The organism is Yoonia sp. (assembly GCF_017854565.1).
Taxonomy (GTDB): domain Bacteria; phylum Pseudomonadota; class Alphaproteobacteria; order Rhodobacterales; family Rhodobacteraceae; genus Yoonia.
In genome coordinates, this window is the sequence record NZ_JAFMHJ010000001.1 from 230,180 (window position 1) to 243,400 (window position 13,221).

Here is a 13,221-nt window from a genome sequence, read left to right on the forward strand (position 1 = left end):
GTCGTCGCATGAACACCCGTCTCACCACCTTGATGCAGGCGATCACGGATCGGCGCGACGACCTGATCGCGCTGACCCAAGACCTGATCCGCATCCCCACGCTCAATCCACCGGGCGACAATTACCGCGAGATTTGCGAATATCTGGATAAACGCCTGCGCCGCAGCGGCTTTGAAACCGAACTGATCCGCGCGCACGGCACCCCCGGCGACTGCGACGTCTACCCGCGCTGGAACATCGTGGCCCGCCGGACCGGGGCGCACCCCGGCGACTGCGTCCATTTCAACAGCCACACAGACGTGGTCGACGTCGGGCGCGGCTGGACCGTGGACCCGTTTGGCGGCGCGCTGATCGACGGTAAAATCTACGGGCGCGGCGCCTGCGACATGAAAGGCGGGCTTGCCGCCTCGATCATCGCCGCCGAAGCATTCATCGCCACCTACCCCGACTTTGCAGGCGCCATCGAAATTTCCGGTACGGCGGACGAAGAATCCGGCGGCTACGGCGGTGTCGCCTATCTGGCCGAAAAGGGATATTTTGACCCTGCCCGCGTGCAGCACGTCATCATCCCCGAACCCCTGAACAAAGACCGCGTATGTCTGGGCCATCGCGGCGGCTGGTGGGCCGAAATCGAAACCTTTGGCGAAATCGCCCATGGTTCCATGCCGTTTCTTGGCGACTGCGCCGTGCGGCACATGGGCGCGGTCATCAATGAATTCGAAGAAAAACTTTACCCCGCCATGGCCGCCCGCCACACCGACATGCCCGTCGTTCCCCAAGGGGCGCGGTCATCGACAATGAACATCAATGCGATCCACGGCGGACAGGCGGAACAGCTCAAAGACAGCACCGCCCTGCCATCGCATTGCGTTCCCGACAGTTGCCGCATCGTCATTGACCGGCGGTTTCTCGTCGAAGAAACGCTTGATCAGGTCCGCGACGAAGTCACCGGCCTGCTCGACAACCTCAAACTGACCCGCCCCCGGTTCGATTACGCCCTGCACGAACTGAACCACGTTCTGCCCAGCATGACCGACCGCGATGCGCCCATCGCACAGTCCATCGCGGCGCAAATCCAAAACGTGTTGGGCAAACCCGCCGAGTTCGTGGCTTCGCCCGGCACCTATGATCAAAAACACATCGACCGGATCGGCAAGCTGAAAAACTGCGTGGCCTACGGGCCGGGCATCTTGGAGCTTGCCCACAAGCCCGACGAATACATCGGCGTGGACGATATGATCGACAGCGCACAGGTCATGGCGCGATCACTGGCGCAAATCCTGAAAACAGAGCCTGACCCGGCTTAAATCGCGATATTATCAATCAACCGGACCCCAGCCAGCCACGCGGCCGCAAACAGGCGGGCACCCGGCGTCGTGCGATCCAGAAGCGACAAGTCAGCGCCGTCGCGCAGCTCAAGATAATCTATCGTGTGAAACCCCGCAGCCAACAACCGCGCCTGCGCATCGCCCACAATCGCCGCCATCGCCGCGCCCGCCAACAGCTGATCGCGCATATCGCCCATTACCTCTGCCAGCACCGGCGCATAAACCCGCGACCGATCCGACAGCAGCAAATTACGCGACGACATCGCCAGCCCATCCTCTTCACGAATGGTCGGGCAGCCCACGATGGCAACCGGAATATCCAGATCCGCCGCGACCCGGCGCACGATCTGCAACTGCTGATAATCCTTCTCGCCGAAAAACGCCTGATCCGCGCCGGTCTGCAAAAACAGCTTGGATACCACCGTCGCCACGCCATCGAAATGCCCGGGCCGGTGCGCCCCGCACAGCATATCAGTCAGGCCATGCACGGACACATTCGTCGCAAAGCCACCGGGATAAATCTGATCCGGCTCGGGCACATAAATCAGATCGACCCCGGTCGTTTCCAGCTTGCGCGCATCATCCACCTCGGTGCGGGGATAATTTTCAAGATCATCGGGGTTATTAAACTGCCTGGGGTTCACAAAAATCGTCACGATCACCCGGTCGCATGCCGCCCGCGCCGCGCGCGCCAGCGACAAATGACCCTGATGCAGCGCGCCCATCGTCGGCACGACCCCAATCGTTTCACCCGCCTTGCGCCACCGGGCCGTCTGCGCCCGCAACCCGGCAAGCGTCCGTTCAATCGGTGCGATCATCAGGCCTGCGCCTCGTCCGCGAACACATGCTCTGCCGCGGGAAACCGACGCCCCCGGACTTCCTCGGCATAGGCCGCAATCGCTGCCGCGCCATCGGTCCCCAGATGCGCATACCGTTTCACAAACTTGGCCTTGAACGCGGTGAACAGGCCCAGCATATCATCGACGACCAGGATCTGCCCGTCACACCCCACACTCGCCCCAATGCCGATCGTCGGAATCGCCACGCGCGCGGTAATGTCATCCGCCAAACGCGCCGGGACCTTTTCCAGCACCACCGCAAACGCGCCGGCATCCGCCACCGCATCCGCATCCGCCAGCAACGCATCACGGGCCGCACCGCGCCCTTGCACCTTGTAACCGCCCAATGTGTTCACCGACTGCGGCGTCAGCCCGATATGCGCCATCACCGGAATGCCCCGCGCCACCAGAAACGCAATCGTCTCGGCCATGACCACGCCGCCTTCCAGCTTGACCGCTCCGGCGCTGGTTTGCGCCATCAATCGCGCGGCGTTGCGAAATGCCTGCTGCGGGCTTTCCTCGTAGCTGCCGAATGGCATATCAATCACCATCATCGCGCGGCGCAGCCCCCGCGCGACAGCCTGCCCGTGCATGATCATCATCTCCATCGTCACGCCAAGCGTGGACGGCAGCCCATGCAGCACCATCCCCACACTGTCGCCCACCAGCACAAAGTCACAGTGTTCGTCCATCATCTGTGCCATCGGCGTGGTATAGGCGGTCAGGCTGACCAATGGCGTGCGCCCTTTGGCTGCGCGAATATCGTCAGGCATTTTGGCAGTGGCGCTCATGTCGTGATCCCTCACCCGCGATTGATTTGACGGACCCGTTAGCAGCACACCCCCGGCCTTTCCAGCCGGAACCATCGTACAGGGCTTGATTTGCCACTCCGTTGGGGCAACAGTGACGCCTAGAAAAAGGGGAAAATGATGACCAAAATCAAATGCCTTGCCATGTCGTCCGTGTTCGCGCTTTGCGCCAGCGCGGCCTTGGCCAATGACACAATCACCGTCGCCATTCAGCTTGAACCGCCGAATCTGGACCCAACCGGCGGCGCGGCACAGGCCATCGACTCGGTCCTCTATTCCAACGTGTTCGAGGGGCTGACACGCTTTATGGCCGATGGCTCCGTCGTGCCGGGGCTGGCCGAACGCTGGGACATTTCCGAGGATGGGTTGACCTATACCTTCCACCTGCACAGCGGCGTGACCTTCCATGACGGCACCACAATGGACGCCGAAGACGTGAAATTCAGCCTTGACCGGGCGCGTGCCGACGATAGCACCAATGCGCAAAAGGGGCTTTTTGCGGGTATCACCGATGTCACCGTCGTTGATCCGCAAACGGCCCGTGTCACCCTCGACAAACCCAACGGCATGTTCTTGTTCAACATGGCGTGGGGTGACGCGGTGATCGTGGCACCCGAAAGCATCGAAAACATCGCCGCCAACCCCATCGGCACCGGGGCCTTTGCCTTTGCTGACTGGGTGCAGGGCGACCGTCTGGAATTGACACGCAATCCTGACTACTGGGGCGACGCGCCCGCGCTGGCATCCGCGACGTTCCGCTTTATCTCTGATCCAACTGCCGCTTTCGCCGCCGTCATGGCCGAAGATGTAGACGTCTTTGTCGGCTTTCCGGCCCCCGAAAACCTGCCCCAATTCGAAGCAGACCCCCGTTTTCAGGTCCTTGTCGGCAATACCGAAGGCGAAACCATCCTATCCACCAACAACAAAATGCCCCCCTTCGACAACGTCATGGTCCGCAAGGCATTGGCCCACGCCATCGACCGGCAGGCGATCATCGACGGGGCCATGTTCGGCTACGGCACCCCGATCGGCACGCATTTCGCCCCGCATAACCCCGATTACGTCGATCTGCTGGCCAACTCTGCCTATGATCCCGAAAAGGCGCGCGCGCTTCTCGCCGAGGCAGGCTTTCCCAACGGCTTTACCACGACCCTGAAACTGCCGCCGCCCTCGTATGCGCGGCGCGGCGGAGAGATCATCGCAAGCCAACTGCGCGACGTCGGGATCGAAACCGAGATCACGAACCTCGAATGGGCGCAATGGATCGAAGAGGTCTTTAAATCCAAGGATTTTGGCCTGTCCATTGTCAGCCACACCGAACCCATGGATATCAGCATTTACGCCAACCCGGACTATTACTTCCAATATGACAGCCCGGCCTTCCGGGCGGTTATGACCCAATTGGAAGGCACGACAAACCCCATCGCGCGCACCGCACTGCTGCAAGCCGCACAGCGGATCATCGCGGATGACTACGTCAACGGCTACCTGTTTGAACTGGCTGTCGCGACCGTGGCCAAGGCCGGCATCAACGGCCTCTGGCTGAACCAGCCCACCGCCGCCGTCGACCTGACCGGCGTCAGCTGGAGCGAATAATCGCATGCCCCCGGACGTTTCCGACCGGGGGCATGACGCCCGCTCAGGCGGCCTGACGCACAGCGTGATGCACGCTCAGAATTGCTTTGGCCGCATGCGCTGCCTCGGCACCCTTCAGGCGGAAATGATCACGGAAAATCTGCGAATGGTGGTCAGTTTCCTGAAAATGATGCGGGGTCAGGCTGACCGACAATACAGGGATTTGGGTATCAAGGCCGACACGCATCAATCCATCGACAACGGCGCTGGCGACAAAATCATGCCGGTAAATACCGCCATCCACGACCAGCGCGGCACAGGCGATGGCGTCAAACTGACCCGTCAACGCCAGCCGCTGCGCCATCATCGGCAGCTCAAACGCGCCGGGCACGTCAAAGACCTGCACCTGCGCGCGGGGGATTTCATCCAAAAAACCATCCAGGGCACGATCAACGATATCGGCATGCCAATTGGCCTTGATGAATGCAAAACGGGGTGGTGTCATTCGTGAATTCCTTTTGTAACAACAGGCACGTCACCCAAGGCATCACACGCAACAGCACACCCCACGACAGGGTGCGACGTTCCGCATTCTCTTTCATCCGGACTATGACCGTCGGCTCAGGCATCGCACCTGATCTGCTTGACCCTTCCACAAGAAGGCGCTCGCGGGCTCGTGGCAAGACCACATACCGCCGGTGGGGAATTTCGCCCCGCCCTGAGAATGGCGCCAAACTGCCAGCTAACCCCACCCACGGCAAGAGGCCGCAGGCATGATCCGCTACGTCACATCCCGCCTTGCGTCGCTGATCATCAGCCTGCTCGTCGCATCCATCGTGATCTTCGCCGTGATCGAGGTGATCCCCGGCGATCCCGCCTCCTTCATGCTTGGCGTCAACGCGCGTCCCGATACGCTGGCGGCCCTGCGCAGCGAAATGGGCCTCGATCAACCTCTGATACAGCGCTACTTTGCGTGGGTCACGGGCTTGCTCCAAGGCGATTTTGGCAACTCCTGGACCTACAAGACACCCGTTGCGGACCTGATCAACGACCGGATCTGGGTGTCGCTCCCCCTCGCGGTCTACGCGCTCGTACTTTCGACCCTTATCGCGTTCCCCGCGGGCATCTACGCCGCCAGCAGGCGGGGCAGCGCGGGCGACGTCACCATCATGGGCGCCACGCAACTGGGCGTCGCAATCCCGAATTTCTGGTTCGCGATGATCTTGGTGCTGATCTTTGCGATCAACTTGCGCTGGTTCAGCGCGGGTGGCTTTCCCGGCTGGGATAACCCGGCGCTGGCGCTCAAATCCCTCACCCTTCCCGCCATCTCGCTGGCCCTGCCGCAAGCCGCGATCCTTGCGCGCGTCATGCGATCTTCGCTGCTCGACATGCTGACCGAGGACTTCATACGCACCGCCCGCGCCAAGGGGCTGTCCCACCGCCAAGCCCTGTGGCGGCACGCCGTGCGCAACGCATTGATCCCGGTCCTGACCATCATCGGCCTGCAGTTTTCGTTCCTGCTGGCGGGTGGTATCATTATCGAACAGGTGTTCTTTCTGCCCGGCCTCGGGCGGCTGATCTTTCAATCCATCAGCGCGCGGGACCTGATCGTCGTGGAAAGCGTGGTCATGCTGCTGGTCTTCACGGTGATCGTCGTCAACTTTCTTGTCGATATGGCCTATGCAATCGTTGACCCACGGCTGAGGACAAAAACCTGATGTCGCGCAGCCTGATCATCGGCCTTTACCTGACCGCGTTCTTCATCACGCTCGCTGCGGTGTCCCTTGTCTGGACCCCCTACGACATCCAATCGCTGGACATTCCCAACAAACTGCACCGGCCAGACGGCACGCATCTGCTGGGCACTGACCATTTCGGGCGTGATATCCTGTCGATGATCATGATGGGTGCGCGGACATCCATCGCCGTCGCAGTGGTCGCTGTGGGCATCGGCATGGCGCTTGGCGTGCCGCTGGGCCTGCTTGCGGCGGCGCGGCGCGGGTCGCTGCTGGATGAAATCATCATGCGCGGCAACGACCTTGTCTTTGCATTCCCGTCGCTGGTGATCGCGATCCTGATCACCGCGGTCTTTGGCGCGTCGGCGGTCAACGCGATCATCGCCATCGGCATTTTCAACGTGCCCGTCTTTGCGCGTCTGACACGCGGCGCGGCCCTGCCCCTGTGGGAACGCGATTTCATCCTCGCCGCGCGGGTCTGCGGCAAATCCGCCTTTCGCATCTCATGCGAACACATCCTGCCCAATATCACGAACCTGATGATCGTTCAGGGCACCATTCAATTCTCGCTTGGCATTCTGGCCGAGGCGGCCCTGTCCTATATCGGCCTTGGCGCACAACCTCCGACCGCCAGTTGGGGGCGCATGTTGGCCGACGCGCAAACGCTGGTCAGCATCGCGCCGCACACCGCCCTTATTCCCGGCTTTGCCATCGTGCTGACGGTCCTTGGCCTCAACCTGCTTGGCGATGGGTTGCGCGACTGGCTTGATCCGCGCATCAGGGTGGTGCGGACATGACCCTATTGACGATCAGGGACCTGTCGGTGGCGATCAACGGCACGACCATTCTGCATGATGTGAACCTGACCATGCAGCCCGGCAAGGTGGCAGCCATCACCGGCGAAAGCGGCTCTGGCAAATCCATGACGGCCCTTGCCGTCATGGGCCTGTTGCCACGGGGTGCGGTCGCAACGGGCCAGATCATGCTGGACGGCACCGATATTTTGCAAACCTCGGAACCCGCGCTGTGCAAAATGCGTGGCAACACGATGGGGATGGTGTTCCAGGAACCGATGACCGCGCTCAATCCCGTCCAGACCATCGGTGATCAGGTCGCCGAAACCATCCTGATCCACGAAAACACGTCAAAGACAGCGGCCCACAGACGCGCGGCCGCCATGCTGGAACGCGTCGGCCTTCCCAATGATCGCTTTCCGCTGTCGCGCTATCCGCACGAACTGTCCGGTGGGCAGCGTCAGCGCGTCGTCATCGCCATGGCCATCGCGTTGCGGCCCAAACTGCTGATCGCGGATGAACCGACAACTGCGCTTGATGTGACCACGCAGGCGCGCATCCTTGATCTGCTGCGCGACCTTGTGCGCGAATTCGATATGGGGCTGCTGCTGATCACCCACGACCTTGCCGTCGTCAGCGACATCGCCGATCAGGTCGCCGTCATGCAAAAGGGCCGCGTCGTCGAAGCCGCCCCAACCCGGCAACTGCTGACCGATATGCGGCACCCCTACACCAAGGCGCTGTTCGCCGCATCGACCCACACCGTATATTTGCCTGTACGTACAGCGTCTGTACCGCTTCTGTACGCGAAAAATATCGTCCGGGATTACCCTTTGCCGCGCAAGCAATTGCGCGGTCCCCGGCCCCATTTCCGCGCTTTGGATCACGTCAGCTTTTCCATCGACCACGGCGAACGTGTCGGGCTTGTCGGCGAAAGCGGATGCGGAAAATCGACCCTGACACGGGCCATTTTGGGGTTGGAGGATGTGCAAGGCGGGCAAATCACGCTTGGCGGCGAACCCGTTTTCACCGGCAAAAAGCCGAACCTGACCGTGCGCCGCAAAATGCAGGTGGTGTTTCAGGACCCATACGGCAGCTTCAACCCCCGGCACCGGGTTGACCGCCTGATCACCGAACCCTTTCACCTGCTGGAAACCCCGCCCACCGGCATGGCCCGCGAGGTCGAAATTTCCAAAGCATTACAAGATGTTGGCCTGTCGCAATCGGATGCCAAAAAGTACATCCACGAATTTTCAGGCGGCCAAAGGCAACGCATCGCCATCGCCCGCGCGCTGATCATCGCGCCCGAACTGATCATCTTTGACGAGGCCGTCTCCGCCCTCGACGTCTCCGTCCGCGCCCAAGTCCTGGACCTGATCGCCGCCCTGTGCCGCAAGCGCCCGCTGTCGTATCTTTTCATCAGTCACGATCTGTCTGTGGTGCGATCAATCACTGACCGCGTGATCGTGATGCAGGCAGGGAAAATCGTAGAACAAGGCGAAACAGAGACTGTTTTTACGAATCCGCAACACCCCTACACACAAGCACTTCTGGCCGCCGCGCCACAATTGCCGGAGCTGAAACATGCCACTGAAATCGTTTAATATACCGCCAGCACATAACCTGATCGGGGGCACTTGGATTCGCGGCAAGGCCCCGATCCAAGTCACGGACCCGTCGACTGGCGCATTGATCACGACAATCGCCCGTGGGACGCCGGATGATATCGACGCCGCCGCGCGGGCCGCGCAATCCGCCCGCAACGGCACATGGGGCCGCATGACCGCGACAGAACGCGGACGCATTCTGACCAGGATCGGCACCTTGGTGCTGGCCCATGCCGAAACCCTTGCCGCGATTGAGGCAGCGGACGTCGGCAAACCCCTGACGCAAGCCCGCGCTGATGTCACATCGCTCGCCCGTTATATGGAGTTCTACGGTGGGGCTGCCGATAAAATTACCGGCGAAACAATACCTTATCTCGACGGCTACACCGTCTATACCCTGCGCGAACCCCATGGGGTGACAGGACATATCATCCCGTGGAATTATCCGATGCAAATCATCGGGCGGTCCATCGGAGCCGCGCTAGCCATGGGTAATGCCTGCGTCCTGAAACCCGCCGAAGAGGCATGCCTGACCGCGCTGGCCTTTGCCGCCATCGCGCAAGAGGCAGGACTGCCGGACGGCGCGCTGAACGTCGTTACCGGGCTGGGCGATGAAGCGGGCGCAGCGCTGGCCGCACATCCGGGCATCCAGCACATATCCTTTACGGGATCTGTACGCACGGGTGCGCTGATTCAGGCGGCGGCCGCCAAGAACGTCATCCCTGTCACCCTTGAGCTGGGCGGCAAGTCCCCGCAGTTGGTTTTTAACGATGCTGACCTTGATCGCGCGGTGCCGTTTCTTGTGAATGCAGGCATCCAAAACGCGGGTCAAACCTGTTCGGCGTCCAGCCGTATCCTTGTGCAGCGCGGCGTATATGACACGGTCCGCGACCGCATGGCAGACGCCTATCGCGCGCTGAAAGTTGGGCCGGCGATTGAAGATCTGAACATCGGACCGCTGATCTCGGCCCGGCAAAAGGACATCGTGCTGGGTTTTCTGGAGCAGGGCAATGACCTGACGATCGCGGCGCAAGGTCAGATCGTGACCGACGCTGCGGGGCATTACGTTGCGCCGACGCTGTTCGCAGATGTGCCGCCGGATCATCGCCTCGCGCAGGACGAAATATTTGGACCCGTGCAGGTGATCATCCCGTTCGAAGACGAAGCCGACGCGCTACGCATTGCCAATGCGACAGACTTTGGCCTTGTGGCGTCCGTCTGGACCCGCGACGGCGGGCGGCAAATGCGGCTTGCGCGCGCGCTGCATGCAGGGCAGGTTTTCATCAATAACTACGGTGCAGGCGGCGGGGTCGAACTGCCGTTTGGTGGCGTCGGTAAATCGGGACATGGCCGGGAAAAGGGGTTTGAGGCGCTTTATGGTTTCTCAAACCTCAAAACCGTCGCCGCATGGCATGGGTGAACATATGAGACTTCAGGGGAAAACGGCAGTCGTGACTGGGGCCGGGTCCGGCTTTGGCGCAGGTATCGCGCGCAAATTCGCCGCAGAGGGGGCAAGGGTGATCGTCGCTGACATCAATTCGGATGCCGCGTTTGAAATCGCCGGGCAGATAGGTGGGTTGGCTGTGCCCTGTGACGTCTCGGACGCCGTCTCGGTTCACAAACTGGCCAAGAGCGTCTTTCAATACGCGGGCCACCTTGATATTTTGGTCAACAACGCTGGGGTCACCCATTTGCCCTGCGCACTGGAAGACGTGTCCGAAGAGGACTTTGACCGTATGTTCAACGTCAATATGAAATCCGTCTATCTGACGGCCCGCGCCTTTGTCCCGCACTTCAAGGAACGCAAGTCAGGGTCAATCCTGAACGTGGCTTCAACCGCCGGTGTGTCGCCGCGCCCGCAGTTGAACTGGTACAATGCGTCAAAGGGATGGATGATCACCGCGACCAAGACCATGGCCATCGAACTGGCGCCCCATGGCGTGCGCGTGAATGCGATTAATCCTGTGGCGGGTGAAACGCCGCTGCTCAAATCCTTTATGGGGGAAGACACGCCCGAAATGCGGGCCAAATTCCTGTCAACCATCCCCTTGGGCCGGTTTTCCACGCCCGAAGACATGGGCAACGCCGCCTGTTTCCTGTGCTCTGACGAGGCGAGCATGATCACCGGCGTCGCGATGGAGGTGGACGGTGGCCGATGCATTTAACAAAAGTCCGGTTCGCAATAAAAGACTGATCATCTTCTCCTGCCTGCGACCAAAGCCAGCGGCAGCGATCGGAGGGGCAGCATGAACCGGACTTACGTACCCGGACCGCGCAATTTGATCACTGATGTTACGGGCTTGCGGGTGGGTAATGCGCAGGACGCCGCCCTGAAATCCGGCAGTACGGTATTGGTGGGCGACGCACCCTTCGTGGCCAGCGTGCATGTGATGGGCGGCGCGCCGGGGACCCGCGAAACGGATATGCTGGCGCCTGACAAAACCGTCACGGCAGTTGACGCATTGGTGCTGTCGGGCGGTTCCGCCTTTGGGCTGGATGCCTGTTCGGGGGTGACTGACGGGCTGCGTGCGATCGGGCGGGGCTTTGCCATCGGGAATATGATGGTGCCGATCGTGCCCGGCGCGATCATTTTTGACCTGATCAATGGCGGCGACAAGGATTGGCACGAAAACCCCTATCGGGCGCTGGGCCGCAACGCGCTCAATAACGCCGCTGAAATGTTCGACATCGGCAGCGTCGGGGCGGGAACGGGGGCAATGGCTGCAATGCAAAAGGGCGGGCTTGGGTCTGCCTCAATGGTGCTGCCGGACGGCACGACCGTGGGTGCGCTGGTTGCCGTGAACGCATTGGGCAGCGTCACGACACCGGGTGATCGGCATTTCTGGGCCGCCCCATTTGAGATTGGCGATGAATTCGGCGGGCTTGGTCCCGATCCAGACAGCGGGCTGGTCAGGCCCCAACCCAGCCGCAAGGAAAAAGCCATGATGTTGCGGTCTGCCGAAGGGGCCAATACAACGATTGCCATCGTGGCGACCGACGCGCCTTTGACCAAAACGCAATGCCACCGAATGGCCGTAAGCGCCCACGACGGCATGGCCCGCGCCATTGTCCCCGCGCATACGCCGCTGGATGGGGATCTGGTGTTTGGGGTGTCAACCGGCACTGGCCCGCCGATTGATCATCACGCGCTGCGCGACATCGGGGCCGCCGCTGCGGTGTGCCTCAGCCGGGCGATCTGCCGCGCGGTGTACGAGGCGACACCCGCAGAGGGTGATATCATCCCAACCTATCGACAGATGATCTGACCAGGACCTCACTGACGGCTCAGCAGAGCTTATGTGCGAACCGAGGCACCATTTCGAGGCGGCGGCGGCCGAGGTCAACTTGAGCGGCGGCAAAGCGCAGATAGCGAGCTTTGCAAAGCGCTCCGGTTGCTCTTACCTCAAGGCCTGAACATGCTGCACGGGGGCAGATTCCGGCTCAGTGCAGAATGACACCCTAATCGATCGGGGGTGGAATGTTCAGGCCGCGCAACCCGTGCTGCGCGACCATGTATCAAGCCCTCATGGCACCTGTTACCAGAAGTCCAAGCCATCCACTCCGAAATGCGATGTGGCTTGATCAAAAATGAGAGCCGACTGGTTCTGTGTGCGACATGACCGCTACGCTTGACGCATCAGTGTCTTCGGCAACGGTAATGCCCGATGAAACAGCCGTTGCAACTGGATCAAGGTCTTGGAAGACGAAGTCGAGATCGCCTGCGTCATGGCCAGAGCCTTCGACTTGAACGCTGACCCGCAGTGTTGATCCGTCGACAAGTGCCAGCTGGTAGGATTGACCAATCGTGATCAGATAAACCGATCAACGCCTCAGCAGAGAGCGTGATATCGAAGGTTGCGGTGTAACCACCGCCCCAGCTCAGTAAAGACCTAATATCCAATGGCAAGTACTGGGCTAAACTCTAATGGTGTAACTTTTGATTTTCTGTGCCTTTTGAACAAGTTCGCAAACCTTGGCAGTCAAACCACTTGTTTGGCGTTCGCCCTGCACTTTGCCGCCATTCAGGCAAAGCGCAGCATTGATCACTGTGGGCTCACACCCGGCATTCGCTGCGTTTGGTCTGAACAGCGGCTTTTGGGAAATCGTCGAAACTTTGCAAACTCCGCATCCTGCGCAAAGCCGGCGCTGGGACTGCCCGTGCCGCTCAGCCTTTCTGACGGAAACTGTCAGATGACCGCAGCCAGCCCATTCTGTTGAAAAACGCGTTTTGATGGACGGTCTGATTACTGATTCACTTTGTTCAGGTTTAGCGGAGGTGAACGGCGATAATGGGGCCGCGGCAAGACGCGCAGGGCGCGCTATTTTACGAGTTTTCGATCGAAAGGCATGTCCCGCAAGATCATTTACCCCCTCGGTTGACCGGTTCATACCAACCCGCGCACCCATGCGCTTGGGATCGGCGGCGATGGTCATCACCGTCTCCGCCGAGGCTTTGAACAGCAGTCCATAGGCCGCCCGCTTGTTCCAATAGGCGATCTGCGCGATCTCGGCTGGTATCGTGAAGACGACGTG

Annotated in this window: 11 protein-coding genes, 1 pseudogene and 1 riboswitch; of the genes and pseudogenes, 8 read left to right on the forward strand and 4 right to left on the reverse strand. The window is 60.7% G+C overall.

What is annotated here, in order from left to right; translation table 11 throughout:
* Positions 1-8: 8 nt before the first annotated feature.
* The gene (locus QZ196_RS01165) at positions 9-1,307 is read left to right on the forward strand and encodes an acetylornithine deacetylase/succinyl-diaminopimelate desuccinylase family protein (RefSeq protein WP_296423003.1); all 1,299 of its coding nucleotides are present in this window, start codon (positions 9-11) and stop codon (positions 1,305-1,307) included.
* On the opposite strand, the gene panC is transcribed toward QZ196_RS01165, so the two are convergent.
* Together panC and panB are read right to left on the reverse strand one after the other, a co-directional pair.
* Positions 1,304-2,146: a pantoate--beta-alanine ligase gene (gene panC / locus QZ196_RS01170; RefSeq protein ID WP_296423005.1), complete on the reverse strand. Its 843-nt coding sequence runs from the start codon at positions 2,144-2,146 to the stop codon at positions 1,304-1,306. The two genes, QZ196_RS01165 and panC, sit on opposite strands and share 4 nt — an antisense overlap.
* Positions 2,146-2,958: a 3-methyl-2-oxobutanoate hydroxymethyltransferase gene (gene panB / locus QZ196_RS01175; protein WP_296423007.1), complete on the reverse strand. Its 813-nt coding sequence runs from the start codon at positions 2,956-2,958 to the stop codon at positions 2,146-2,148. The genes panC and panB overlap by 1 nt, the downstream gene beginning before the upstream one ends.
* Positions 2,959-3,096: 138 nt before the next feature.
* Between panB and QZ196_RS01180 the strand changes: the two genes are divergently transcribed.
* Positions 3,097-4,572 (forward strand): ABC transporter substrate-binding protein, encoded by a 1,476-nt coding sequence (locus tag QZ196_RS01180; protein WP_296423009.1) that lies wholly within the window; start codon positions 3,097-3,099, stop codon positions 4,570-4,572.
* A 43-nt stretch (positions 4,573-4,615) separates the two neighbouring features.
* On the opposite strand, the gene QZ196_RS01185 is transcribed toward QZ196_RS01180, so the two are convergent.
* Entirely contained in the window at positions 4,616-5,056 is a 441-nt protein-coding gene (locus tag QZ196_RS01185) for a 6,7-dimethyl-8-ribityllumazine synthase (protein ID WP_296423011.1), read from the reverse strand.
* 81 nt (positions 5,057-5,137) lie between these two features.
* Positions 5,138-5,281, reverse strand: a riboswitch (FMN riboswitch).
* Between the two features lie 43 nt (positions 5,282-5,324).
* Here QZ196_RS01185 and QZ196_RS01190 point away from each other — a divergent pair.
* The 6 genes from QZ196_RS01190 (at position 5,325) to QZ196_RS01215 (ending at position 11,954) form a co-directional block, all read left to right on the forward strand.
* Positions 5,325-6,269 carry an ABC transporter permease gene (locus tag QZ196_RS01190; RefSeq protein ID WP_296423013.1) on the forward strand — a complete coding sequence of 315 codons (945 nt, stop codon included), beginning with the start codon at positions 5,325-5,327 and terminating at the stop codon, positions 6,267-6,269.
* Entirely contained in the window at positions 6,269-7,084 is an 816-nt protein-coding gene (locus QZ196_RS01195) for an ABC transporter permease (protein WP_296423016.1), read from the forward strand. The genes QZ196_RS01190 and QZ196_RS01195 overlap by 1 nt, the downstream gene beginning before the upstream one ends.
* Entirely contained in the window at positions 7,081-8,685 is a 1,605-nt protein-coding gene (locus tag QZ196_RS01200) for a dipeptide ABC transporter ATP-binding protein (protein WP_296423018.1), read from the forward strand. The genes QZ196_RS01195 and QZ196_RS01200 overlap by 4 nt, the downstream gene beginning before the upstream one ends.
* On the forward strand, positions 8,666-10,108 hold the full coding sequence (locus QZ196_RS01205) for an aldehyde dehydrogenase family protein (RefSeq protein ID WP_296423020.1): 1,443 nt from the start codon (positions 8,666-8,668) through the stop codon (positions 10,106-10,108). The genes QZ196_RS01200 and QZ196_RS01205 overlap by 20 nt, the downstream gene beginning before the upstream one ends.
* A 4-nt stretch (positions 10,109-10,112) precedes the next feature.
* Entirely contained in the window at positions 10,113-10,853 is a 741-nt protein-coding gene (locus tag QZ196_RS01210; protein WP_296423022.1) for an SDR family oxidoreductase, read from the forward strand.
* Between the two features lie 81 nt (positions 10,854-10,934).
* Positions 10,935-11,954 carry a P1 family peptidase gene (locus QZ196_RS01215; protein WP_296423024.1) on the forward strand — a complete coding sequence of 340 codons (1,020 nt, stop codon included), beginning with the start codon at positions 10,935-10,937 and terminating at the stop codon, positions 11,952-11,954.
* Positions 11,955-13,074: 1,120 nt separating this feature from the next.
* On the opposite strand, the pseudogene QZ196_RS01220 reads toward QZ196_RS01215, so the two are convergent.
* A pseudogene (locus QZ196_RS01220) lies at positions 13,075-13,221 on the reverse strand (IS91 family transposase); the annotation flags it as partial.

Bases quoted from the DNA above. Each gene is read 5' to 3' on its own strand.
- QZ196_RS01165 (WP_296423003.1), top strand. From the start codon at position 9: ATGAACACCCGTCTCACCACCTTGATGCAGGCGATCACGGATCGGCGC.
- panC (WP_296423005.1), bottom strand. From the start codon at position 2,146: ATGATCGCACCGATTGAACGGACGCTTGCCGGGTTGCGGGCGCAGACG.
- panB (WP_296423007.1), bottom strand. From the start codon at position 2,958: ATGAGCGCCACTGCCAAAATGCCTGACGATATTCGCGCAGCCAAAGGG.
- QZ196_RS01180 (WP_296423009.1), top strand. From the start codon at position 3,097: ATGACCAAAATCAAATGCCTTGCCATGTCGTCCGTGTTCGCGCTTTGC.
- QZ196_RS01185 (WP_296423011.1), bottom strand. From the start codon at position 5,056: ATGACACCACCCCGTTTTGCATTCATCAAGGCCAATTGGCATGCCGAT.
- QZ196_RS01190 (WP_296423013.1), top strand. From the start codon at position 5,325: ATGATCCGCTACGTCACATCCCGCCTTGCGTCGCTGATCATCAGCCTG.
- QZ196_RS01195 (WP_296423016.1), top strand. From the start codon at position 6,269: ATGTCGCGCAGCCTGATCATCGGCCTTTACCTGACCGCGTTCTTCATC.
- QZ196_RS01200 (WP_296423018.1), top strand. From the start codon at position 7,081: ATGACCCTATTGACGATCAGGGACCTGTCGGTGGCGATCAACGGCACG.
- QZ196_RS01205 (WP_296423020.1), top strand. From the start codon at position 8,666: ATGCCACTGAAATCGTTTAATATACCGCCAGCACATAACCTGATCGGG.
- QZ196_RS01210 (WP_296423022.1), top strand. From the start codon at position 10,113: ATGAGACTTCAGGGGAAAACGGCAGTCGTGACTGGGGCCGGGTCCGGC.
- QZ196_RS01215 (WP_296423024.1), top strand. From the start codon at position 10,935: ATGAACCGGACTTACGTACCCGGACCGCGCAATTTGATCACTGATGTT.